23 protein-coding genes, 1 tRNA gene and 1 riboswitch are annotated in these 22635 nt (G+C 39.5%); of the genes, 12 read left to right on the plus strand and 12 right to left on the minus strand.

Going from position 1 to position 22635, the window contains the following annotated elements:
- The first annotated feature begins 4 nt into the window (after nucleotides 1-4).
- Genes LC454_RS11850 through LC454_RS11865 form a run of 4 tightly spaced genes read left to right on the plus strand, consistent with a single transcriptional unit; the run spans nucleotide 5 to nucleotide 3512 of the window.
- Complete coding sequence (locus LC454_RS11850) at nucleotides 5-889, plus strand: hypothetical protein (protein ID WP_223582562.1); 885 nt, start codon at nucleotides 5-7, stop codon at nucleotides 887-889.
- Nucleotides 870-1823, plus strand: a complete 954-nt coding sequence (locus tag LC454_RS11855; protein ID WP_120260813.1) for a CDP-alcohol phosphatidyltransferase family protein — start codon at nucleotides 870-872, stop codon at nucleotides 1821-1823. The genes LC454_RS11850 and LC454_RS11855 overlap by 20 nt, the downstream gene beginning before the upstream one ends.
- Nucleotides 1813-2802: a lysylphosphatidylglycerol synthase transmembrane domain-containing protein gene (locus LC454_RS11860; RefSeq protein ID WP_223582564.1), complete on the plus strand. Its 990-nt coding sequence runs from the start codon at nucleotides 1813-1815 to the stop codon at nucleotides 2800-2802. The genes LC454_RS11855 and LC454_RS11860 overlap by 11 nt, the downstream gene beginning before the upstream one ends.
- A 2-nt stretch (nucleotides 2803-2804) precedes the next feature.
- Entirely contained in the window at nucleotides 2805-3512 is a 708-nt protein-coding gene (locus tag LC454_RS11865) for an HAD family hydrolase (protein ID WP_223582566.1), read from the plus strand.
- Here LC454_RS11865 and LC454_RS11870 read toward each other — a convergent pair whose 3' ends face one another.
- From LC454_RS11870 to LC454_RS11900, 7 genes are all read right to left on the minus strand, one after another.
- A complete protein-coding gene (locus LC454_RS11870) occupies nucleotides 3513-4385 on the minus strand; it encodes a helix-turn-helix domain-containing protein (RefSeq protein ID WP_223582568.1) in 873 nt (290 codons plus the stop codon).
- Nucleotides 4386-4387: 2 nt separating this feature from the next.
- On the minus strand, nucleotides 4388-5065 hold the full coding sequence (locus LC454_RS11875; RefSeq protein WP_223582569.1) for a M15 family metallopeptidase: 678 nt from the start codon (nucleotides 5063-5065) through the stop codon (nucleotides 4388-4390).
- A gap of 133 nt (nucleotides 5066-5198) precedes the next feature.
- Nucleotides 5199-7268: a polyphosphate kinase 1 gene (gene ppk1, locus LC454_RS11880; RefSeq protein ID WP_223582571.1), complete on the minus strand. Its 2070-nt coding sequence runs from the start codon at nucleotides 7266-7268 to the stop codon at nucleotides 5199-5201.
- Nucleotides 7269-7434: 166 nt separating this feature from the next.
- Nucleotides 7435-7812 (minus strand): hypothetical protein, encoded by a 378-nt coding sequence (locus LC454_RS11885; protein WP_223582573.1) that lies wholly within the window; start codon nucleotides 7810-7812, stop codon nucleotides 7435-7437.
- A 10-nt stretch (nucleotides 7813-7822) separates the two neighbouring features.
- A complete protein-coding gene (locus LC454_RS11890) occupies nucleotides 7823-8401 on the minus strand; it encodes a DJ-1/PfpI family protein (RefSeq protein WP_223582575.1) in 579 nt (192 codons plus the stop codon).
- 77 nt (nucleotides 8402-8478) lie between these two features.
- The gene (locus LC454_RS11895) at nucleotides 8479-9042 is read right to left on the minus strand and encodes an NADPH-dependent FMN reductase (RefSeq protein ID WP_223582577.1); all 564 of its coding nucleotides are present in this window, start codon (nucleotides 9040-9042) and stop codon (nucleotides 8479-8481) included.
- A gap of 247 nt (nucleotides 9043-9289) precedes the next feature.
- Complete coding sequence (locus tag LC454_RS11900; protein WP_223582579.1) at nucleotides 9290-10225, minus strand: 1-aminocyclopropane-1-carboxylate deaminase/D-cysteine desulfhydrase; 936 nt, start codon at nucleotides 10223-10225, stop codon at nucleotides 9290-9292.
- 18 nt (nucleotides 10226-10243) lie between these two features.
- On the opposite strand from LC454_RS11900, the gene LC454_RS11905 reads away from it, so the two are divergent.
- Nucleotides 10244-11290 carry an RluA family pseudouridine synthase gene (locus LC454_RS11905; RefSeq protein WP_223582581.1) on the plus strand — a complete coding sequence of 349 codons (1047 nt, stop codon included), beginning with the start codon at nucleotides 10244-10246 and terminating at the stop codon, nucleotides 11288-11290.
- A 20-nt stretch (nucleotides 11291-11310) separates the two neighbouring features.
- A complete protein-coding gene (locus LC454_RS11910) occupies nucleotides 11311-12177 on the plus strand; it encodes an aminotransferase class IV (protein WP_223582583.1) in 867 nt (288 codons plus the stop codon).
- A 40-nt stretch (nucleotides 12178-12217) separates the two neighbouring features.
- Here the strand turns inward: LC454_RS11910 and LC454_RS11915 are convergent, their stop codons facing one another.
- Entirely contained in the window at nucleotides 12218-12793 is a 576-nt protein-coding gene (locus LC454_RS11915; protein WP_223582585.1) for an NADPH-dependent FMN reductase, read from the minus strand.
- Nucleotides 12794-13009: 216 nt separating this feature from the next.
- On the opposite strand from LC454_RS11915, the gene LC454_RS11920 reads away from it, so the two are divergent.
- Nucleotides 13010-13552, plus strand: a complete 543-nt coding sequence (locus tag LC454_RS11920; RefSeq protein WP_223582587.1) for a hypothetical protein — start codon at nucleotides 13010-13012, stop codon at nucleotides 13550-13552.
- A gap of 309 nt (nucleotides 13553-13861) precedes the next feature.
- On the plus strand, nucleotides 13862-14788 hold the full coding sequence (locus tag LC454_RS11925) for a polysaccharide deacetylase family protein (RefSeq protein ID WP_223582589.1): 927 nt from the start codon (nucleotides 13862-13864) through the stop codon (nucleotides 14786-14788).
- Nucleotides 14789-14880: 92 nt separating this feature from the next.
- Here the strand turns inward: LC454_RS11925 and LC454_RS11930 are convergent, their stop codons facing one another.
- Nucleotides 14881-15462: a PhnA domain-containing protein gene (locus LC454_RS11930; RefSeq protein WP_223582591.1), complete on the minus strand. Its 582-nt coding sequence runs from the start codon at nucleotides 15460-15462 to the stop codon at nucleotides 14881-14883.
- Nucleotides 15463-15634: 172 nt separating this feature from the next.
- On the opposite strand from LC454_RS11930, the gene LC454_RS11935 reads away from it, so the two are divergent.
- On the plus strand, nucleotides 15635-16504 hold the full coding sequence (locus LC454_RS11935) for a neutral zinc metallopeptidase (RefSeq protein ID WP_223582593.1): 870 nt from the start codon (nucleotides 15635-15637) through the stop codon (nucleotides 16502-16504).
- Nucleotides 16505-16577: 73 nt separating this feature from the next.
- Here the strand turns inward: LC454_RS11935 and LC454_RS11940 are convergent, their stop codons facing one another.
- On the minus strand, nucleotides 16578-17558 hold the full coding sequence (locus tag LC454_RS11940) for an acyl transferase (protein WP_223582595.1): 981 nt from the start codon (nucleotides 17556-17558) through the stop codon (nucleotides 16578-16580).
- 171 nt (nucleotides 17559-17729) lie between these two features.
- A complete protein-coding gene (gene fabG / locus LC454_RS11945; protein ID WP_223582597.1) occupies nucleotides 17730-18473 on the minus strand; it encodes a 3-oxoacyl-[acyl-carrier-protein] reductase in 744 nt (247 codons plus the stop codon).
- A gap of 316 nt (nucleotides 18474-18789) precedes the next feature.
- Here fabG and LC454_RS11950 point away from each other — a divergent pair, with 316 nt between their 5' ends.
- The 3 genes from LC454_RS11950 to LC454_RS11960 all read left to right on the plus strand — a co-directional run bounded on the left by LC454_RS11950 (nucleotide 18790) and on the right by LC454_RS11960 (nucleotide 22192).
- On the plus strand, nucleotides 18790-20289 hold the full coding sequence (locus LC454_RS11950) for a malate:quinone oxidoreductase (RefSeq protein WP_223582599.1): 1500 nt from the start codon (nucleotides 18790-18792) through the stop codon (nucleotides 20287-20289).
- A gap of 11 nt (nucleotides 20290-20300) precedes the next feature.
- Nucleotides 20301-20442, plus strand: a riboswitch (TPP riboswitch).
- Nucleotides 20443-20502: 60 nt separating this feature from the next.
- Nucleotides 20503-21123 (plus strand): nicotinamide riboside transporter PnuC, encoded by a 621-nt coding sequence (pnuC, locus tag LC454_RS11955; RefSeq protein WP_223582600.1) that lies wholly within the window; start codon nucleotides 20503-20505, stop codon nucleotides 21121-21123.
- Nucleotides 21098-22192, plus strand: a complete 1095-nt coding sequence (locus LC454_RS11960) for an acyl-CoA dehydrogenase (RefSeq protein WP_223582602.1) — start codon at nucleotides 21098-21100, stop codon at nucleotides 22190-22192. Before pnuC ends, LC454_RS11960 begins: the two co-directional genes overlap by 26 nt.
- Before the next feature lie 124 nt (nucleotides 22193-22316).
- On the opposite strand, the gene LC454_RS11965 is transcribed toward LC454_RS11960, so the two are convergent.
- Nucleotides 22317-22388, minus strand: a tRNA-Arg gene (locus LC454_RS11965).
- Nucleotides 22389-22635: the final 247 nt, after the last annotated feature.

Consider the following 22635-nt stretch of genomic DNA (forward strand, 5'->3'; position numbering starts at 1 on the left):
CGAAATGATTTCTATTTTAGGCGTGACACGTAAAAACCGTTTTTCTCCCAATCATGTGGGGAATGATGCTGCAATATTTAATGAAGTTGTGCTAAAATTGACCGAGAAAGGTGCGTCAGTTGAAATTTGTAATGAGGACGAATTCTTAGCTTTGAATACGATTAAACAGAAGAATGTTCTGACCATGGGAAGAACAAAGACTTTGGTTAAGAAGTTGCAATCCCTTCAAAATAATGGTGTTAATGTGTTGAATTCAGGTTTCGGTATTGAGAGCTGTTTTCGGAAAAATATGACGCTCAAATTGTTGGAAGGGGGGATTCCCTATCCGAAGAGTATCGTCATTTCAACAGTCGCAGACATACAGGCTATTTTTGAAAAACTGAAAGGAAAAGGTGTCTGGATCAAACGTGGTGACTTTCATGCAATCCATAAAGAAGATGTCACTTTTGCTGCCAGTCTCAAAGAAGCACAGCATATCCTAAACGAATATGCACTCCGGGGGATCAAGGAGGCCGTTATCTCCGAGCATCTGGCAGGAGATCTATTAAAGTTTTATGCGGTTAGGGATACCGATTTCTTTTTCTACTTTTATCCCTATGAACATAATCATCATAAGTACGATTTGTACGAACAGATCAATGATGAAGTTGTCCATTTTCCATTTGATTTGGCTAATTTAAAGCAAGTAGCCAACCGTGCAGCGGAAGTACTGGATGTCCATATCTATGGCGGTGATGTGATTATTGATGCAAATGGAGATTTTCATATTATTGATCTAAATGATTGGCCCAGTTTTGCTCCTTGTCGAGCAGAAGCAGCTGAAGCTATTGCGCAAATGGTTTACCATAAATTTACTGAAAAGAACCACAATGCAGAGAGAACAAGTTAATGTAATCGAAGAAGAGAATTTGAGTGCATTCGAACAATCTTTAAAATCCAACGATACAGAAGAGAAAATAGATATTTGGTTTTATAGACCAATTGGTTTTCGTATTGCACAGGTATGTGCTAAAATTGGGATAACACCCAATGCTGTGACGATCATAAGTATTTTCTTTGGTGTTGCGGCCGGTATTTTATTTTATTACCAAGATCTATGGATTAATGTGATCGGAATGCTGTTGTTGGTCTTTGCAAACTCTTTGGATAGCGCAGATGGACAGTTGGCCCGGATGACAGATAATAAGAGTCGCTTTGGTCGTATTTTGGACGGCTTTGCAGGCGATTTTTGGTTTGCTTCCATCCATATTGCCATCTGTTTGCGCAGTATCAATGAAGGCTGGCCAGAATGGTTGTGGGTATTTTGTATCCTTGCTGGGGTGTCCCATATGTTGCAATCTGCAATGGCTGACTATTACCGCAATGTCCATCTATTTTTTATCAAAGGTAAGGCAGGAAGCGAATTGGATAATACGCGTGATTTGAAAGTTGATTACGATGCCTTGTCCTGGCGGAAGAACTTTTTTAGCAAGTTTGTGCTGAATGGTTATATGGGCTATACCCGAAATCAGGAAAAGCTATCCCCAAAATTGCAGAAGTTATTGCATATCGTCAAATCCCGATACAAAGATGATTTGCCCCAACAATTGATGGTTGATTTCAGAATGAAAAATAAACCATTGATGAAGTACACCAACATTGTGCAGTTCAATACACGGGTAATCTTCCTTTTTGTCTGGCTGTTTATCGGTCAACCGTGGATTTACTTTTTCTTTGATATGTTTGTTTTAAACCCGATCTTAATCTATATGTGTAATAGACAAGAAAAGGTAAGTGGTTATTTTGTTGATAAATTAACAAACGATCCAACTTATGGGGAGTAAAATCTATAAAGTACTCTTTATGCTGATTGGTATAGGCACCTTGGCCTATATGATTCATGCAATGGGGGTTCAGGAGATTTGGACGAATCTGGAGAAAATTGGTTGGTGGTTTTTGCCGGTATTGGGTAGCTGGGCTGTTCTTTATTGGATGAATGCTATGGCTTTTAAAGCGATCATTCAGGAGCCGCAATTGCCGCAAACCAATGTTCCTTTCTGGAAAGTATTGCAATTGACTGTGTCTGGTTATGCCATTAATTACATTACGCCATTTGTGGCGCTAGGGGGAGAACCTTACCGCATTATCGAACTGAAAAATTATGTTGGCGGTTCAAAAGCAGGTTCATCCGTTCTGTTATATGGTGTTATGCACATTCTATCCCATATATTATTTTGGGTGGTATCAGTTTTCCTGATTCTCTGGTTTGTACCAGCGAGTACCATGGTTGATGTTGCCTGTGCCGTCATTTTTGTCATGGCTATAGTATGCACCTGGTTGTTTACAAAATTCTATAAAAAAGGAATTACAGTTTCTTTATTAAAGACCCTGTCGCGCTTGCCCTTAGTTGGAAAGAAAATAAATAATCTGCTTGAGGCAAAGTTCGAAACCTTGAACGATGTTGACCAACAGGTGAAGAATCTATTTCAAAATCGTAGAAACCGATTTTATACAGCTCTTTTCTGGGAATTTGTTGCCCGGGTAGTCGGCTGTTTTGAGATCTATTTTATCGGTCTGGCACTGGATATCAACATTGATTTTATTGATGCGATGATCATTAGTTCCGGATCCTCTCTATTTGCTAATTTGGTATTTTTCTTCCCAATGCAATTAGGGACTCGTGAAGGTGGTTTGGCGATGGCTGTGATGAGCATAGGCTTACCTGCTTCAGTCGGTATTTTTATGGGGATTGTGACAAGGATCAGAGAGATTGTTTGGATTATGATTGGTTTAGGTTGGATGAGTTTAGTTAAAAAGAAATAGCAATGGATAAGTTTATAATTAAGGGGATTATTTTTGATTACGGTGGTACATTAGATACAAATGGGGGACATTGGGGGGCAGTGATATGGTCCGGTTACGAAAAATATCAAGTTCCGGTTAACCTGAATTCCTTTCAAGAAGCCTACGCCTATGCCGAACGTCAAATGGCGATTCAGCCGATTATCAAATCAGATTTTAATTTCCTGGAAGTACTTGAGGCGAAATTGAAAGTACAGTTTGAATATCTTATTGCCGCCGGCTATGATCTGGATATGCAATTGGCTGATAAAATCGCATTTGATGGTTATTCTCTTGCCAAAGATACTGTTGCACAGGTAAAACCATTATTGGCTATTCTGAGCGACCAATATCCCATTGTGATGGTATCCAACTTCTATGGAAATCTAAAAGCTGTGTTGGCTGATTTTGGGATTTTATCATATTTTAAAGCGGTTGTCGAGTCAGCGGTAGTGGGGGTACGTAAACCAGATCCTGCAATTTATGCACTTGGTGTCGAGGCGATGGGTTTGCCTGCTGCTGAGATCTTAGTCGTGGGTGATTCCTATAGTAAGGATATGGCTCCAGCAAAGGCTGTCGGTTGTCAGACGCTATGGCTGAAAGGACAGACTTGGGGAGAAGATAAACTACAGGATACTTCTGCCGCAGATAAACAATTTAGTACCATCTTTGATCTCAACGATTTTGTTTAATCAAGCTTTTTGACGAAATTCTTTAGGCGATATGCCTACATTTCGCTTAAAGAATTTTCCAAAAAAAGACTGATCTGAGAAATGTAACTGTTTCGCGATTTCTCCGATCGAAAGCCCCTGACGGAGCAAACATTTGGCCTCCTCCACCAAAACATTCTGAATCAATTCTATTGCTGGCTTTCCGGTGAGTTCTTTCGTGATCACCGAGAGGTGTTTGGGTGTAATACCTAATTCTGAAGCGTAAAACTGTACCATATGTTCACGACGGAAAGATTGTTTTAATAGCAAGTAGAAATTGGCCAATATTTCTCTTTTCCGTGAGGGTACCACGGGAATATTTTTGATATTTTGGCTGGCTAAACGTGCGATCTCACAAAACAACACTTCCGTCAGCGACTTGATAATCTGTGGCTTGAAAATATAGTCTCCATCTTGCTTGTCGTAATGAATAAACTGCTTGAATAGGTTAGACAGGTTTGCGGCATCTGATGTCGAAAGTGAAAAAATGTGATTGCTATTCAATGCGAGGGACTTTTTTGTAAAGTCAAAAAAGTCTTTTTGAAGTTCCAATTTAAACGTAAAATCTATACTAAAGAAAATCAAATAGACTTCACAGTCCCAAGATTTGGTGACAGATGCTCCATTGACTTTCGACGAGGGATGAGTCAAGAGCAGGTGATGCTGTCCAACTTGTACCCGTTCGTCATTTATAATAAAAGAGGTTTCCCCTTTTTTTATTAGGCAGAGCGAATAAAGGCTCTTATTCGCCAATACATGTTGCTGTTGTGGGCTGAAGACTGGTTTGGATTTGTTTCCCTTGATGTGAAAAGCGAAAAAATCTCTGTTGTCAATGAGTTTATCGATGGAGGACATGCTTACTTTACAATAAAATCAAAATACGTTTTGCGATAGGGCTCATCCTTTAAGGTATAGTGCCACCATTCTTTATCGTAGGCCTTAAACCCAAATTTAGCCATAGCTTCACGTAGTATCCTGCGGTTTTCCTTTTGTTTTGCAGTTAGTTTGGTATTGTTATGATGAGAGACGGCACCAAAGAAATCAAAAGGACCGCCCATATCTATTTCTTTGTGATCTTTAAGACTGACCAATGTTAAATCGATGGTACTACCGCGACTATGTCCTGATTTGGTCGCAATGAAACCGAGTTTAAATAAGTTTTTCTTATCCAGCTCTGGATAGAACTCCCGTTTAGCGATTGTATCTTGGGTGGCCAAGGACCAGGCTTTAAAATGATCAACTGCGCGTTGCGGACGATAGGCATCAAAAATTTTTAATGCCAAGCCTTGATTGTTTAGATGTTGTTCAACTTGCTGTAAGGCCAATGCGGCACGCTTGGTTAGGATCGCAACGGGTTTTTCGTAGCCAGGGATAGGTTTTCCTGTAAAATTATGGCTTCCAAAATAACGCATTTCGAGGGTAATTGTCGGGATGAATTCTTTTACGTAGACGAAGTTTGCTGGCATCTTTTGTTGGGCTTTCGTTTGGAAGGCAAAAAAAGCAAGACCAATGGATAGACAGAAGTTGAGTTTCATAGGATGAAGATACAAATTTGATGCTCAATTCTAGCATTCGGCTATGAGCTGAAAATGTATTGCAAACAATAGCAAGAAGATGAAAAAGAAAAGCCTCAGGGAATGAATACCTAAGGCTTGTCAGAAAATATACTTAATGATCTGTTATTTTTCTTTTTAAATAGTTGTAGATCTCGATCTGCGAGCGGCAAGGCTCCTTTTTATTTTCAACGTAGTGATTGCTTAGGGAATTGTTCAAAATACGAGCTTTAACATTATCGGTTAGTTGAATGTAAAGCATTTCCTTTAAATCTTCCTTGATTTTTTTACTGGTGATTTTTACAGCTGCTTCAATGCGATGATCTAAATTTCGGGTCATCCAATCCGCCGAGGAGATATACATTAATTCTTTACCCGAATTGTAGAAATACATGATTCGGGCATGTTCCAGATATTCATCGACGATTGAAATTGCATTCATCGGAGATTTAAATGTTTTCTGGTTCATCGCGCAATAAATCCCACGGATGATAAGGTCTATTTTCACTCCAGCTGTTGCAGCATCATAAAGTTTTTTAATCATATCTTTATCACTCAACGAGTTTACTTTGACAATGATAGCTGCTTTTCGACCAGCTTTAGCTTCTGCGATTTCCAGATCGATAAAATGTAGCAATTCCCTGCGCATATCAATTGGACAGATCAATAAGCTTTTACAGTTTTTGATCATCTCGGCGGGGTCTGATTTTGGTCTTCTGAGGTAATTGAAGACTTTATTGATATCCGCAATGACATCTCTATTGCTCGTCAACAGGCAATAGTCCCCATATAATTTGGCCGTTTTTTCATTGATATTACCGGTGCTGACAAAGCCATATTGAATTGTTTTTGCGCCAGCCCGCTTTTTGATAACACATAATTTGGCATGTACCTTTTTATTGGGAACTCCTGTTAGGACTTTGATGCCTTCCAATTCAAGTTTTTCTTTCCAGTCCAGATTATTCTCCTCATCAAATCGTGCCCGCAGTTCAAGCATGACCGTTACTTCCTTACCATTTCGGGCAGCGTTTATCAATGCATTGGCGACTTTGGAATTCGATGCCAAGCGATAGGCTGTAATCTGTATGGTTTTTACATCCGGATCCATTGCTGCTTCACGTAGCAGGTCAATAATAGGCCGAAACTCATGATAAGGAAAGGAGAGCAGAACATCTTTCTTCAAAACTGTATCGGTGACCCGTTCATAATTTTGAAAATAGGGATGTGGAAATGAAGTTCTCTCCTGTGGTTGATGATAGGACTTAAACACATTGGGGAAGTCCATAAAATGCTTGAAATTATGGATCTTTTGTCCAGGTATGATACTATCTTTTTTTGATAGGTTGAGTTTTTTGATCAGAAACTCGACGAGTTTTGGATCCATCTCCTGATCAAAGATAAAACGGGTCGGTTTACCTTTCCGTCTATTTTTGACGCCTTTGCTTATCTTTTCAACCAGCGTTGTATTGATGTCGTTATCGATATCGAATTCTGCATCTTTCGTGACCTTAAACACATGTGCATGGAATACATCGAAACCGAAATACGAAAATATCAATGGAAGATTGAACTTAATGACATCTTCGAGCAGAATAATATGTTTTTCATCCTTTGGTGCCGGCAATTGGACGAAGCGTCCGTTCTGGCTGGTGGGAATTTCAATTAGGGCAAACTTAGTCTCGTATTGCCATTCACTTTTTCCCATGGCGATACCTAAATAGAGGCTCTTGTCACGGATATAAGGCATTGGACGAACATCATCTAGAATTAGCGGAATGACATTCGACTCCACATCATCCTGATAATACTCACTGACAAACTGCTGTTGCTCCGGACTAAGCTCTTCACTCGTCTTGATAAAGACATTTTGCTTGGCCATATCTTTTTGGATCCGATTCCAGGTGTTATCAAATTTCTTTTGCTGTTTGATTACCCGAATATTGAGTTCTTCTAAAATCAATTGCGGATCTTCATAAAAAGATTGATTGGCACTTTTGTCCTTGAGGTCGATGGCACGTTTGAGGCCTGCAACACGTACACGAAAAAATTCGTCCAGGTTATTGGAAAATATACCTAAAAATTTGATCCTTAAGGGCAAAGGTACTGTCTCATCTGCAGCCTCTTGTAAAACTCTGCCATTAAAGCTCAACCAGCTAATATCTCTAGGAATAAATCTTTTCGCCATAGCTAAATATACATAAATTTAAGAAGCAAAACTATAGCTCTAGGCGCGATAAACGAACTTTTTCGTGTTAAAGAATTATTAATTTATTTTTTCTTCATCTACTTCCAAAAAAATACCCCAAAAAGTGCGAGATCTTTTGGGGTGAACAACATCGTTGACTGTATTGTTATTTCTTTTTTCCGTATTTTTTTGAAATCTGGATCGCTTTATACTTGGTGCCATCAAAATGCGGGGCATCAATTGCCAATGTCGTAGGGTAAGGGGCCGTACGATCGAAAAAATATACGGTGGTCGTACTGCCATAATCGTTGACTGGCAGGAGCTCCAGACAGGCTGTATAATCTGCATTCAATAGGTCGCCTACTGTGACGGCATAGATACGGATAATCCCACCTTTATTTTGCTCATTCCTAACAAAAGCAACTTCCTTAAATCCGCCAGGAAGATCTTCTATACTTTTCTGATTGAAAGTATCTTTTAAAATAAAACCCAACAACACTAAAACCGGGATGACCAAAAGCCATACCTTTTTATTCTTCTTCATTAAAATACGCTTAAATAGTAATGTTTATATCCAATAATTTATAAAATTCTTTTAAGATAGCCTGATGTCCGGGCCAAGCAGGAGATGTAACGAGGTTTCCATCTACAACCGCCTGATCAGCTGGAATATTTTTCCAGATGCCACCCGCCAATTCAATATCAGGCCCTACGGCGACATAGGCTGTCAGTGTACGCCCTGTCAGAACCTTTGCTGCTGTCAATACCTGAATCCCGTGGCATATTGCTGCAACAGGCTTATTCTTTTCAAAGAAATGCTTGGTAATTTCCAATACACGTTGGTTAAGACGGATATATTCCGCCGAACGACCACCTGCAATATAGAGTCCATCGTATTCTTCAGGGTTGACCTGATCAAAATCCTTATTGATCGCAAAATTATGACCCCGCAGTTCCTTATACGTTTGGTCACCTGTAAAATCATGTACCGCGGTAGGCACTACATCGCCCTTTTTTCGGTCAGGGGCAATAGCATCAACTGCTATTCCTATTGATCCCATCGCTTGAAATGGAACCATCGCTTCGTAGTCTTCTACAAAGTCTCCAACAAGTAATAATATTTTCTTTGCCATATCAAAAAGCTTTTTTAGTAGGTTCTGAATTTACATATTAAAAGAGGTTTTTACAATGGTTATTTGTTAATCTTTTGTTAACCTTGAACCGTTAACTTTTCAGCAAGAGCACGTTTAGTCTTGCGTACTTTAGCCTCGAGTTGGCTTCTCAAAGTAGGATTGGTAATACCTTTTCCTTCCTCAAAATTTTTATGGAATTCAGGTAGGGAGAACGCATCCAGGATATCAGCACCATCCCAGGTAATTCTATTGACTGCTGCATTCAATACAGTTGAGCCACCCATTGGACCGGGAGAAGTAGCTAATAAGAAAACAGGCTTACCATTGAAGGTTTTGCGATTCGGAATCCGCGATACCCAGTCAACAATGTTTTTGTAAGCTGAAGTATAGGAGCCATTATGTTCCGCCAGTGAAATAAGCAAGAAATCCGCGGCATCCATTTTTGCTGCAAAATCATGCGCTAATTGTGGAATGCCCAATTCTACTTCCTTATCATAAGAATAAATAGGCATTTCAAAATGATTGAGGTCAAGAAGCTCTACACTATCATCAGCTTCTTTGTAATATTTGGAAGTACTTGTTACAAAAGTTTTATTGATAGAATTCTTATTACTTGTTCCTGCAAATGCTAATATTTTCATCTTTATAAATTTGTTTTTTAATTGTGATGAAGCTATCAGATTTATTCATTCCCCAGTGAGATTATTCATTCACAATTTGTTCTTTGATTGCATTCATGAACTCGCTTCACTCGGTTTGAATAAATCATGATGGTTTCATCTGTGTATCAGTTTTAATTTTTAAACTGGTCAAACTTACAACATAATCACAAAAAAAATGTCAGCAAAATGTCTGCTAGGGGCATAATAACCGATTTATTGACCTAGATCAATGAAATGCGAAGCGTTCGTACATCCCGAGTAATCCGGTGAGCCCACCTGTGTGAACAACCAGTAGCTGATCTGCTGGAGTGAAATAATCTTTTTTGATGAGATCATCTACAGCATAAAGCAATTTTCCGGTATAAGTAGGCTCGATCATAATACCCGTACTGCTGATAAAATCCTGTGTGAATGCAAGTAGTTCAGGTGTAGTCTTAGCATACCCTCCAAAATGATAGTCCAGATGTAAAACAGGTGCGGCAAGATGGGGGTAGAGTTGAGCAACTTCATCATTGATAAAGCTGCCGTTTTTGAGTACGGGTACCCCGTGTATCTGGGTGAAAAGGACTTTTTTGTCAATTGCGTTGGCAATTCCGGCAAGCGTAGTTCCGGTGCCACAGGCAGTAAAGATATGTTGGTAGTCCTGTTGGAGCTCATCGACAAGTTCGGCACAGCCTTTGGCTCCCAACAGGCCATAGCCTCCTTCATGGACATAGAAGGCCGTTGGATCCTGACCGAAATAGTCGCTATAGAGCTTTTCTTTGTCCCTATAGGAATCCCGGTCCACATAAATTAGGTGCATCCCGAATAATTGGCACATGGTCAGAACCGGATTATTAACCTGTTCGTCACCTCTGACGAAAGCTGTCGTTTTGAGCCGGAATGTTGCTCCTGCACAAGCGGTCGCTAGCAAATGATTGCTCCATGCACCACCAAAAGTAACGATATGATTTTTTTGGAGCTGCAATGCCTCCTGAAGATTGTACTTTAATTTTCGCCATTTATTGCCCGAAATAAAAGGATGGATCAGGTCGTCTCGCTTCAGTGTTACCTTGATGTGCTTTTTTTCCCATAAAGGTAATGTGACTTCTGTTTCGGGGCTATGGATATTGAATGGCAACATAACATTAAATGAAAACAAATTTAACGAAAATTGTTTCATTTGGTTTATTTTTGTAGAATGACAGAACAAATGGGATCGCAAGATCAAGAAGAACAAGAGTTATTTGAACATCTACGCATTGAAGTGGATAAGGGGCAAGCTTTACTCCGTATTGATAAATATCTGATGAATAGGGTGGAAAATGCGACAAGAAGCAAAATTCAGCATGCCATTGAAGCAGGTTCTGTCATGGTTAACGGAAAAGAGATCAAGGCGAGCTATAAAGTCAGACCAGAGGATGTCATTACGTTGGTATTACCAGATCCACCACGCGATAATGAGGTTTACCCCGAAAATATTCCGTTAGACATAAAATACGAAGATGACGATGTACTTATTGTAAATAAAGAAGCAGGGATGGTAGTTCATCCAGGTTATAATAATTATACAGGTACATTGGTCAATGCATTGACTTATCATATACAACAGTTGCCACAATTGCCGGGAAATTCAGACCGTCCCGGTCTGGTACACCGAATAGATAAAGATACTTCCGGATTGTTGGTGATCGCTAAGAACGAAAAATCGATGGCATTTTTGGCTAAGCAATTTTTCGATCATAGCATTACCCGTAAATATATTGCCTTGGTATGGGGTGATTTGAAAGAGGATGGAACGGTTACAGGTTACATTGGTCGTCATTTGAAAGATAGACGTATTATGGCCATGTACGACAGTGAGGACAAAGGAAGATGGTCAGTGACGCATTACAAAGTACTGGAACGATTGGGTTATGTGACCTTGATCGAATGCCAGTTGGAGACGGGGCGTACACATCAAATTCGTACGCACATGCAATCCATTGGTCATCCATTGTTTAATGACGCAATGTACGGTGGGGATAAAATATTAAAAGGAACTGTCTTCTCAAAATATAAACAATTTGTAGACAATTGCTTTAACCTGCTTCCACGGCAGGCGCTTCACGCACAGGTATTGGGATTTATTCATCCGACTTCAAAAGAAAATATCTATTTTGAGGTACCATATCCTGAAGATTTTCGTTTAGCTTTAGAAAAGTGGCGTGGTTACGCCGCAAATTCCATGGCTGTAGAAAATGATTAAAATTTTGAAAACAAATAAAGATGCCGACAAACTATATCAATTTTAACGGCAATGTAGTGCCGGAAGAACAGGAAATATTTAGCGTAGAAAATAGAGGCTTTCGCTATGGTGATGGATTGTTTGAAACCATGTTGTATAAGGATGGTGATATTCGTTTTCTGAATTTTCATGTAGCGCGCTTGCAACAGGGGATGGAATTGATACACCTTGATGATGCGAATCTTTTTGACGAATTTTTTATCCGTTCAAGATCGGAGGAACTGATTCGTAAGAATAACATGTTGGGGCAGCAGGTTCGTATTCGATTGATTGTATTTCGGATGGGTGGTGGATTATATAATCCATCTACAAATAAACCGGGATTTGTCTTGCAGGTACAACGCATAGAACCCAATCTGCGAGATAAGAAAGTCGGTCTGATCGTGGGCTTATATAGTGAGTTCAAAAAGCCTTATAGTGATTTGTCAAAACTAAAATCGCTCAATTCGCAAATTTATGTACTGGCGGGTATCTACAAGAAAAAAATGGCCTTTGATGATGTATTGATCTTAAATCAGGAAGGTTACCTTTGTGAGTCCCTGACCTCAAATATCTTCGTGTATTATGAAAAAATATTATATACGCCTGCGCTATCCGAGGGATGTATCGAAGGTGTTATGCGACGGGTAGTGATGGATATGGCACGAGCTGAAGGGATTGAAGTTGTGGAGGCACAAATAAGCGCTGAAATCATGAAAAGAGCGGATGAGATTTTTTGTACCAATGCGGTACAAGGGGTGCAATGGGTCATGGGCTACAAGCAGAAACGCTATTTCAATAAAATATCACGGATTTTGCAAGAAAAGTTGCTGAGCTGGAATTATGATTCAAATGAGGAGCAAAGCTAAGTTTGGAAGAATTAATTGCTAAGCATACAAAAAGCCAAGATTAATCTTGGCTTTTTGTATGTACTATTCTGATGATCCAGTGCTCAAAAGCCTTTTTGAAGTCGAGCAGGAAGTCTTTTGTTTTTTGTAATTCAACTTTTCCGCTTTCGCCGATACAATCTTTTATATTACCAAGATAAGCTTCGGGTTGCTGCATTGGATAGATATTGACAAATACCAAGGACTGCCGGATATGATGATTTGCACCGAAACCACCATAAGCTCCTGTCGAAGAGGAGATGATGGCTCCCGGTTTGCCATCCCATTTATTCTTCCCGTATGGCCGGGATCCTACATCTATTGCATTTTTTAGTACAGCAGGTATGGAGCGATTATACTCAGGGGTAATGAACAGAATAGCATCCAGTGCTGCGACCTCTTTACGAAACCGGATATAACTTTCAGGCGGATTGCCTTCGTCATCAAAATCTTGGTTATATAAGGGGAGATCACCAATTTCAAGAATACGATAGTTAAACTTGTTTGGTGTTTGTTCAAGAATAAAATCAGCTATCTTTCTATTATAGGATTGTTTCCTTAAACTGCCGACGATGATTCCAATGCTGTAAGTATTCATACTGAAGTTCAATTAAAGTATTAATAGTATTATTGGTTGAACAATTTGCTCCCTAAAAAGTTTCCCTGTTTTGAATGTAGAAATAAAACTAAGTGGTTTGTGCTGAATAGATTAAGTTTTTGTTAACAAAAATTAACATTTACCATTTAATCTTTTGCATACAGTTTGTTGTCGTATTGTAAAGAATAAATTACAAAACTAAGGGAGGAGCTACTTATGAAAAAAATGTTTTACACCGCTGCTATCGTTGCAGGTCTTTTTGTGGCTGGGACGGCTGATGCACAGGTAAGTATCAGCGTAAATATTGGGAGTCAGCCAAGTTGGGGACCAGTGGGTTATGATTACGCCCGTTATTATTACATGCCTGAATACAATATGTATTATGATGTACCTGCGAGATGTTATGTCTACTATGACAATGGAGGTTGGATACGAAGGGCGAGTTTACCGAGAAGATATCGGCACTATGATTTTTATAGGGCGCATAAAGTAGTGATCAATGATCGCACACCTTGGCATCATCATGACCGTTATAGAAGCAGATATGGCCACTCACGGGGCAGACAGGTTTCTATCCGGGATAGTCACCATGGACATAGTGGATATTCCTTTGCAAGTGAGCGCAGTGTAAGACGAGATCATTCCTGGGGTGAGAGCAATAGAAGACATAACGATAGAGGAAGAGGGCGTGGACGCGGATACGGAGATAGAGATAATGACCGACACGAGCACGGACACAGAGGGAGACATAGAGATTAATTGGATGTGTCTATTTTGAGTATCTTAATCGTTTAATAGGAAAGGGACTTGTCGTAAGACAGGACCCTTTTTTTATAGCATCGATTTCGGTTGAGTTAGTCTTTAGTATAGGATAATCTCTAGATAGATGCTAAAATTTTATAACGATATGTTCAATAAAATAAAGTGTAAGGAATAAATCACAGGATATAAAGCGTTGATTCATGAAAATTATCTTAATTTTGCGACACGAGCATATGAAGTGACTTTAATAAAGTAGGGCATTTTGTGTGCAAAAGATAGCATGTGGCGTGTAAGTTAATTTATGTAATGGGAAAAGTAATTAAATCAAGCTTTGTATTGATGGGCTTGGGAATAGCTAGTTTAGGATTACAGTCTTGTAATCAAAACAGCGGTAAAAAGGAAGAAAAGGGTGTTACTGTCGATTCTGTACAGCACAAGAAAGATAGTCTAATTGTTATGCAGGATTCTATTACAAAAGTGGATTCGCTACGCAAGGATTCCATTACCAAAATGGAGGCGAATGTTTCCTATAGTGGTGCTAAAGATACCACAGTTTTATTGACGGACTCTGTTTCGCCGCGATATATTTACCTTACTTTTGATGACGGCCCGCTTAATGGGAGCCAATATTTAGATTCTATCGCAACAGCCAAAGGTATTAAAATCAATGCATTTTTGATTGGCGCTCATGACAAGATGAGTAAAAAAATGCATAGCTATACGGAGCGGTATAAAAATAATCCGTTGGTCGATTGCTACAATCATAGCTACTGGCATGCACATGATAAGTATACTACATTTTACTCAAACCCACAGATGGCATTTGAAGATTTTGAATTGGCAGAACAGTCTCTGGGCTTGCAGCACAAAATCGTTAGACTTCCGGGTCGAAATATTTGGTATGTGGGTGATCGTAAAAAGGTTGATCTGAAAAGTGGTGCTTCTACAGCCGAATTGTTACATCAAAATGGTTATAAAGTTATGGGCTGGGACTGCGAATGGAAGATCAATGGTGTAACAGGTAAGCCCGATTTATCGGTCAACCAGCTGTATACGCAGATGAAGAACTTGCTTCGTAAAGGTACATCCTACACAAAAAATAATGTTGTCCTGTTGACCCATGATAATATGTACCAAACGAAAAAAGGACAGAAATTACTGTCAGATTTAATCGACAGTCTTAAACAACATCCGAACTATCGCTTTGAGTTTATGCGCAATTATCCTCAATAGGGAGTTTACACAATCTATATGATTTAGCCCTAAATCAGTAGTATAAGATTACTGGTTTAGGGCTAAATTATTATAGCGGAAAAATCCCTTTCTTAATTTTGTTTGCGTAGATATTTTGTCAATATGACGATTGTCTGGCCTTCAATTTTTCCTTCGATCTGCTCGATATTATCTGCTACTAATCGGATATTTTTAACCACAGTACCTAAGGTTGCTTTGAGCGAAGAGCCTTTTACATCCAGTGTTTTTGTCAGCACAACAGTATCGCCTTCTAATAATCGCTGTCCGATGCTATCTTCATGAAAAGAAACGTAACCGTCGTTTTCGTGATCTCCGGTTTTCTTCGCTTCAGTTAATGTCTCATCATCAAGATAGAGTATGTCCAATGCTTCGGAGGCCCAGCCTTCATTTTTCAGACGGCTTAACATGCGCCAGCAGACAATCTGTACAGCAGGGATTTCTGACCACATGGCGTTAGGCAGAAATTTCCAGTCTTCAGGGTTTAATTGCTCCGTTTTGTTGAGCTGGTTGGCCAATGTTGCTGAAATCAGTAAGGTGTTATCCAAAGTCGAACTGGTTTCCGGAGGTAATGTATACGTTATTAAGTCCGTTGCGATGTCTGACAGTTCACATTTTCCTCCAGCACGCGCTAGTAATTGTTCTTCTAATTTCATATCTGTTTCTATAAAGGCCCAAAAATAAGAATATAAATTGTAGTAAGTTGTCGTTGCTAAAATAAAGCTGGTCTTTCTCTAAAAAAAATAGGATGAGCCGTTATATTGGTACTGAATTTGTACGCTAACGAAGTTGGAAAAGATTGTTAACTGAAATAAATATACAAATCATATGAAATGGCAAGGAGGTAAACAAAGTGGCAATTTTGAGGATCGTAGAGGGATGTCTGGTGGAGGAAAGCTAGCATTGGGAGGTATAGGAGGGATCATCGTATTGGTTATTGGTTTTCTGATGGGTGGCGATCCCATGCAGTTATTGCAACAGGCACAAAATATGGGTGCGCAAACGGAGCAGTCTGGGCAGCCGCGCGAACTGAACCCTGAGGAAAAGAGGTTGACTGAGTTTTCTTTGACTGTACTTCAGAGTACAGAAGATATCTGGGCTAAGCTATTTAAAGAGCAAATGCAGCAAAATTATACGCCGACTACACTGGTTTTTTATGATGGTGGTACGCAGACAGACGGTTGTGGGATGGGACAGGCTTCGTATGGGCCATTTTATTGCCCTGGGGATCAGAAAATCTATTTGGATCTGACCTTTAACCGCGAACTTTCGGATAAATTTGGTGCCAAGGGGGAATTTGCCATGGCTTATGTTATAGCACATGAGGTAGGGCATCATATTCAACAATTGGTTGGATTATTACCCAAAACCAACCAAGCCCGCGGGAAACTAAGTGAACGTGAAAACAACAAGATTTCGGTTATGACTGAACTTCAAGCCGATTTCTATGCCGGTGTATGGGCGCATTACCTCAATGAATACACGGATATAAAAATAGATTATAACGATATCGTGGATGGTATGAAAGCAGCGGAAGCTGTAGGGGATGATAAATTGCAGACGGCTGCGCAAGGCTATGCTGTTCCAGAATCTTTTACACACGGAACCTCAGCGCAACGAATGGCTTGGTTTAAAAAAGGATATGACTCAGGAGACATGCGGGCTGGAAATACGTTTGAAGATCCAAGTCTGAGATAGTAAGAATAGATTCCATAAGTGCTACCAACTGTAGTATGGAAAAGATAAGCCCTATAAATTTTTATGGGGCTTTTTATTGAACCAATAAATTACAGCCTCGAATATCACTTTGGTCAAAGCGTCCTAGTATCTCAAATGAACCATCCTGATATACTTTTCCGAGATCCTGTGTTGCTATAAATGAACAAGAGTAGCGGTTGGCCAAGTCGATGACATTAATGCCTCCGGTTCTATCAGAAGAAATTAAACTCAAAGGATCATTTGTATCGCGAATTAATACTTTCATCCATTTGGGCAAATGGAAAATCCCTTGACCCGAAGAGTACCCCTGTGACAATAATTCGGTCATACCATATTCTGAGTGGATCCCACTGACCTTAAAAGCATCCTCAAGCAGTTGGTGAATTTCCTGTTTCACCATTTCTTTGCGTTTACCCTTCATTCCGCCAGTTTCCATGATGATCAGTTCCGGAAATTCAAAAGCATATTGCTCAATGAAATCAAGCAAGGCATAGGTGACACCAAAAAGGATGGTTTTAGTTCCGTTATCTTTTAATTTAACAAGTGTATCGTATAGCTCCTGATGATTGTAGAGGAAATAATTACTCTCCGTTTGTTTACTCTGTTTCATCAAATCATCGATCATGTAGATCAGGGATGAACCACTTCTTTCAAGATAGGATGGGAGTAGGGCCAAAACAGCGATATCTGTAATCGGTCCATAGAAGTCTTCAAATATACGTCGAAAAGTTTGCTCATAGATGGATACATCGGCAACAAGATGTTTGGATGTGACCATACCTGTTGTACCTGAGCTTGAAAATACAATTTGGGGATCCATTCCAGCAGCCAGAACTTTTTGTGTTTTGAAAAATTCTATCGGCAGGAAGGGGATGTCCGTATAATGCTTGACTTGATTTTTTTCTTTACCTATCAGCGAAACATAGTCTCGATAAACCTGACAATGCTGCAGTTGGAAGTGATAAGTTTCTAAACAGTGTTGATTAAAGTCATCTTCTGTTTGAATTGCAAAAAAATCCGTCCAATTCGTCATAGCATTTAAATTTTGATGGACAAAATTAGCTAAAATTTAGAAATATTGGGTAGCAAAGCCAAAGCTGGAGAGTCGGAATAATGTAAAAGTGTCTGCGGGCGAATTTGGGTATTCGGAATAATTATAGAAAAACACTGGTGTCGACTTTTGGACACCAGTATTTGATATATTTTACAACATACCACCATCAACAGGAAGAACCTGTCCAGTGACATATGCGGATAAATCAGATGCAAGGTAAAGACAGGCATTGGCTACATCTTCTGGAGATCCAGCACGTTTCAAAGGAATTCCAGCTTCCCATGTCGCGATCACTTTAGGATCCAATATATCTGTCATTTCTGTACGGATAAATCCAGGAGCGACAACGTTTGCACGGATGTTGCGTGAGCCTAATTCTTTAGCAATGGATTTGGTGAATCCTATAATACCAGCTTTGGAAGCAGCATAATTTGATTGACCGGCATTACCTTGGACGCCAACAACGGATGACATATTGATGAAAGAGCCTTTACGGTTTTTCATCATTATTTTTGAAGCAGCTTTTGTAACATTAAATACGGATTTCAAGTTGACGTTTAAGACCTCATCCCAATTTTCTTCTGTCATACGCATGAGCAGACCATCTTTTGTGATGCCGGCATTATTGACTACGATATCCAGGCTACCAAAATCTGCAACGATTGCATTGATTAATTTTTCTGCTTCTTCAAATTTCGAAGCATCAGAACGGTAGCCGATTACTTTTGTTCCGTAGGCTTGAAGCTCTTTTTCTAGCGCTTGTCCCTTTTCTACAGACGAAAGGTAAGTGAAAGCAACATTGGCACCGTGTTGTGCAAACACTTCTGCAATTTTTCTTCCAATTCCTTTTGATGCTCCAGTTACCAAAGCAATTTTTCCTTCAAGTAGTTTCATATAAGAGTGTAATGTTATTCGTTGATGTTTTTGCAAAAATGTTAAAACTATATTATAACACAAAATCTTTCGATAAATAACGATTCAAAAAGCAATGGGCTTTTGTCCTATTTGGGACTATTTACTGCCGTATCGATGAACGATATCCTATGTATGGCCTTAGAAAACTGGAAAAAGTGGAATTTCGATTATACTTAGGATTATTTTAATAAATCAATGGTATTTTTGAATAAGTGTTTCTAAAAAGTACAGTTTTTTGACAAAAGACTTGGGGGTTTACCAAAAACTATATTAAATTTGCATCAATCACAAAAACATGAGCAAAAAATCAAATAAAGAAGTTGACGTTGTTCTAATCGGCGCCGGGATTATGAGTGCTACTTTGGGTACTCTAATCAATGAATTAAGCCCAGACGTTAATATTGAAATTCTCGAGCGTTTGGATGTTGTGGCGGCTGAGAGTTCTGACGCTTGGAATAATGCTGGTACAGGTCACTCGGCCTTGTGCGAATTGAATTATACGCCGGAACAAAAAGATGGTTCGGTAAAAGTTGATAAAGCTGTTAAAATTGCTGAGCAATTTGAAGTTTCTAAGCAGTTTTGGTCGTACTTGGTTGATAAGGGTGTTATTGCCCAACCGGAGAACTTTATCCGTAGCATTCCCCATATGAGTGCGGTTTTTGGTGAAAAAGATGTGAAATTCCTGAAGACAAGATGGGAAACAATGAACACCCAAACCTTGTTCAAAGGCATGGAATATACCGAAGATGCAACGCTATTGAAGTCATGGATTCCTTTGATGATGGAAGGGCGGGATGCAAGTGAGAAAATCGCTGCAACCAAAATGGATCTAGGTACCGATGTAAATTTCGGTTCATTGACACGTGATTTGATTAATAACCTAGCAAACAAAGAAAATATTTCAATTTCCTTAAACCACGAAGTTGTTGATATCGATCGTGAAGACGATGGCCGTTGGGAAATCGAAGTGAAAGATCTGAAAACAGGGGTAAAGAGAGAGCTAAAAGCGAAGTTTGTTTTTATCGGCGCTGGAGGTCACTCCTTGTTATTGCTGGAGAAATCTGGTATTCCAGAAGCAAAAGGTTATGGTGGATTCCCTGTAGGAGGGCAATGGTTGAGATGTGTAAACGAAGAAATTATCAATACGCACCATGCTAAAGTCTATGGTAAAGCATCTGTTGGCGCACCACCAATGTCTGTACCGCACTTAGATACCCGTTATATCGATGGTAAACAAGCCTTACTTTTCGGTCCATACGCTGGCTTCTCGACAAAATTTTTGAAACAAGGTTCGTATTTTGATTTGCCTGCTTCGATCAAATTATCCAATATCCGTCCGATGTTATCGGCAGGACTTGACAATTTGCCGTTGACCAAATATCTGATCACGGAAGTCATGAAATCTCCTAAAGATAAATTGGAGTCGTTGAAACAATTTATGCCAACAGCTAAATTGGAAGATTGGGTTATTGAGAAAGCCGGTCAACGTGTTCAGGTGATTAAAAAGGATGAGAAGAAAGGTGGGATTTTGGAGTTTGGTACAGAAGTGGTTTCAAGTGCAGACGGTTCTATCGCTGCGCTATTGGGAGCTTCTCCAGGTGCATCAACTTCGGTAGCGATCATGATCAGTCTATTGAAGAAATGTTTCCCTGAGCGTGCTAAATCAGATGAATACCGCAAGAAATTGCGCGAGATGATTCCCTCACATGGCAAATCGTTAAATGATGATGCTGAGCTTTGTAGAGAGACGCGTATCCGTACGCATAAAGCGTTGAAATTAATTGATATAGATTAATTTCAATAAATAATATACTTATGGGGTGCTCGGAATGATAATGCCATCTGGGCTGAGATTATACCCAATAAAAGCGATTGTACGACCTTGTGCAATCGCTTTTATATACCTGATCCGGATAATGCTGGCGTAGGGATTTTAATTTCAATAAAAACATCCGTTTTTTCTGCTCATAAGTTTATTATGTAATTACACGAACTAATAAACAATTGAATGACTTCTGATACAATTTTCGAGGCTTTTATTCAACAAATGCAGCAAGCCACCATCGCAGAATGGCTGGGGGTATGTTTTGGTATCTTACAGGTTTGGTTTTCAAGGCAAAATAAATCGATCAATTACCTCTTTGGGATAATAGGCATTATTATATCCGTATATGTATTATTCCATGCAAAATTATACGCAGAAATCTTGTTGCATCTCTATTATCTGGTGATGAGCATCTATGGCTGGATCTATTGGAAATATAGCAGTGATACGATTGTACCGATCAGTCGTAGTACAGCAAGAGATTGGCAGATTGTTGGTCTTATCTGTGTAGTCGGTTTTCTATCGTTCTATTTTGGCCTGGTGCATTTAACTGATTCGGATGTTCCGTTATGGGACTCTTTTGTTTCCTGTACAGCCTGGGCGGGGATGTGGCTGTTGGCAAAGCGTAAACTTGAAAATTGGATTTTATTGAACATCAGTAACCTGATGGCAATTCCCTTACTTATACACAAAGGTCTATTCCTTTATGCTGGTTTAACCTTATTTTTATTTGTGATGGCTTTTAGTGGCTATTTTAATTGGCGGAGAATATTAAGTGATGAAAAAAAATATGCAACTGACTGATGCAGCTATCGCTGTTCTAAAAGATCAGCAACGTAAAGCAATTCAGCAAAAGAGTTTGTCTGATGAGCAGCTTGAACTGATATACCTGAACAAGTGGTTTAAAATCTGGGTACCACAATCTCTGAATGGCTTGGGGCTGGATCTGGTTGGCGGGCTTTCCCTGTTGAAGGCGCTGGCCTACCAGGATGGGGGAGTGGCCTGGACGGTAACTTTATGTGCGGGAGCGAATCTTTTTGTTGGTTTTATTGACTCCGAAATTGGGCGGGATATTTTCACTTCAAAACAGGTATGTTTTGGCGGAAGTGGGCAGATTGCAGGCATCGCTGAGCGTGAGGGCAAGTCTTATCGCTTGAAAGGGCTTTGGAAATATGCTACTGGAGCACCCCACCTGACACATTTTACCTTGAACGCCTATATCCAGGCGGATGGACAACAACTGTTGGATCAGGATGGAAATCCACTTGTAAAATCTTTCTTTGTCGCGCGTGAATTTGCATTGATTCATTACGATTGGGATACCTTCGGCCTTGAGGCGACGGCATCGCATTCTTTTTCACTAGATAATATACAGGTAGAGGAAAACCAGTCTTTTCTTATTGATGCCTCAAAAAGTACACGACCTGAGCTGCTCTATCAATACCCTTTTATGCCGTTTGCGGAGTTGACCTTATTGGTGAATTTTATGGGGATGTACCATCGTTTTCTGGATCTGATCGAGAAGTTATTTGTATTGAAGTCTAATCATGGGAAAGGGGAGCAAATGGAAAGTAAAGCTGCTTTTCGGAAATTGGATGAAATGCAGCAGGACTATACAGGTAGGGAAAATAGTATCTTGGAGCTTGCGACTCGTTCTTGGGAGAATCTCAAAAATAAGGTTGATAATACTACGTTATATGAGCGTATAGCGATAGAAAGTAGAGACTTTGTGGAGATTATTCTGTCCAATGTCATTAAACTCTATCCCCATACGGGGATTTCGGGCGCAGCCGCTGACAATGAAATCAATATTTTGTTTCGGAATATATTTACGGCATCTCAGCATAAATTGTTGCAAAAGAATTTGTCCTAAACGTCTGGCTAGGCAAGAATGCTGCAATAGAATTTTAGCTGGAGATTTTTGAAGAGCATGGAGTTATAATTGGTAAATAAAAAAGACGATCAATTGATCGTCTTTTTTATTGTTAAATAGGAAGTGTCCCCGACGAGATTCGAACTCATATCGTCAGAACCGGAATCTGAAATTCTATCCATTGAACTACGGGGACGTGTCGCAAAGATATACTATTTTCTAGATCTTACAAATAATCTTTGCGATAAAATTTAAACTTTTGAGTGGGGAATTTCTGGCGTATATCTATCCTGTTTTTTGACGTTCCCGCTTTTATAATTTGTGTCATTCTGCTTTTCTGCGCTAACTTTTTGTCTATTAATATTATGCGTAAAAGTAAGCTCCATTCGCCTTGACTAATTAGGATATTGTAACCTGTTTTCATCAGGCAAGGTAGATTGAAT

Origin of the sequence: Sphingobacterium sp. GVS05A, assembly GCF_019969845.1 — a bacterium.
GTDB lineage: Bacteria > Bacteroidota > Bacteroidia > Sphingobacteriales > Sphingobacteriaceae > Sphingobacterium.

Coding starts and splice junctions, on each gene's coding strand:
- LC454_RS11870 (WP_223582568.1), bottom strand. CDS start 4,385: ATGTCCTCCATCGATAAACTCATTGACAACAGAGATTTTTTCGCTTTT.
- LC454_RS11940 (WP_223582595.1), bottom strand. CDS start 17,558: ATGACGAATTGGACGGATTTTTTTGCAATTCAAACAGAAGATGACTTT.
- pnuC (WP_223582600.1), top strand. CDS start 20,503: ATGACTTCTGATACAATTTTCGAGGCTTTTATTCAACAAATGCAGCAA.
- LC454_RS11935 (WP_223582593.1), top strand. CDS start 15,635: ATGAAATGGCAAGGAGGTAAACAAAGTGGCAATTTTGAGGATCGTAGA.
- LC454_RS11875 (WP_223582569.1), bottom strand. CDS start 5,065: ATGAAACTCAACTTCTGTCTATCCATTGGTCTTGCTTTTTTTGCCTTC.
- fabG (WP_223582597.1), bottom strand. CDS start 18,473: ATGAAACTACTTGAAGGAAAAATTGCTTTGGTAACTGGAGCATCAAAA.
- LC454_RS11960 (WP_223582602.1), top strand. CDS start 21,098: ATGAAAAAAAATATGCAACTGACTGATGCAGCTATCGCTGTTCTAAAA.
- LC454_RS11895 (WP_223582577.1), bottom strand. CDS start 9,042: ATGAAAATATTAGCATTTGCAGGAACAAGTAATAAGAATTCTATCAAT.
- LC454_RS11885 (WP_223582573.1), bottom strand. CDS start 7,812: ATGAAGAAGAATAAAAAGGTATGGCTTTTGGTCATCCCGGTTTTAGTG.
- LC454_RS11850 (WP_223582562.1), top strand. CDS start 5: ATGATTTCTATTTTAGGCGTGACACGTAAAAACCGTTTTTCTCCCAAT.
- LC454_RS11865 (WP_223582566.1), top strand. CDS start 2,805: ATGGATAAGTTTATAATTAAGGGGATTATTTTTGATTACGGTGGTACA.
- LC454_RS11920 (WP_223582587.1), top strand. CDS start 13,010: ATGAAAAAAATGTTTTACACCGCTGCTATCGTTGCAGGTCTTTTTGTG.
- LC454_RS11950 (WP_223582599.1), top strand. CDS start 18,790: ATGAGCAAAAAATCAAATAAAGAAGTTGACGTTGTTCTAATCGGCGCC.
- ppk1 (WP_223582571.1), bottom strand. CDS start 7,268: ATGGCGAAAAGATTTATTCCTAGAGATATTAGCTGGTTGAGCTTTAAT.
- LC454_RS11915 (WP_223582585.1), bottom strand. CDS start 12,793: ATGAATACTTACAGCATTGGAATCATCGTCGGCAGTTTAAGGAAACAA.
- LC454_RS11855 (WP_120260813.1), top strand. CDS start 870: ATGCAGAGAGAACAAGTTAATGTAATCGAAGAAGAGAATTTGAGTGCA.
- LC454_RS11930 (WP_223582591.1), bottom strand. CDS start 15,462: ATGAAATTAGAAGAACAATTACTAGCGCGTGCTGGAGGAAAATGTGAA.
- LC454_RS11910 (WP_223582583.1), top strand. CDS start 11,311: ATGCCGACAAACTATATCAATTTTAACGGCAATGTAGTGCCGGAAGAA.
- LC454_RS11900 (WP_223582579.1), bottom strand. CDS start 10,225: ATGAAACAATTTTCGTTAAATTTGTTTTCATTTAATGTTATGTTGCCA.
- LC454_RS11860 (WP_223582564.1), top strand. CDS start 1,813: ATGGGGAGTAAAATCTATAAAGTACTCTTTATGCTGATTGGTATAGGC.
- LC454_RS11890 (WP_223582575.1), bottom strand. CDS start 8,401: ATGGCAAAGAAAATATTATTACTTGTTGGAGACTTTGTAGAAGACTAC.
- LC454_RS11905 (WP_223582581.1), top strand. CDS start 10,244: ATGACAGAACAAATGGGATCGCAAGATCAAGAAGAACAAGAGTTATTT.
- LC454_RS11925 (WP_223582589.1), top strand. CDS start 13,862: ATGGGAAAAGTAATTAAATCAAGCTTTGTATTGATGGGCTTGGGAATA.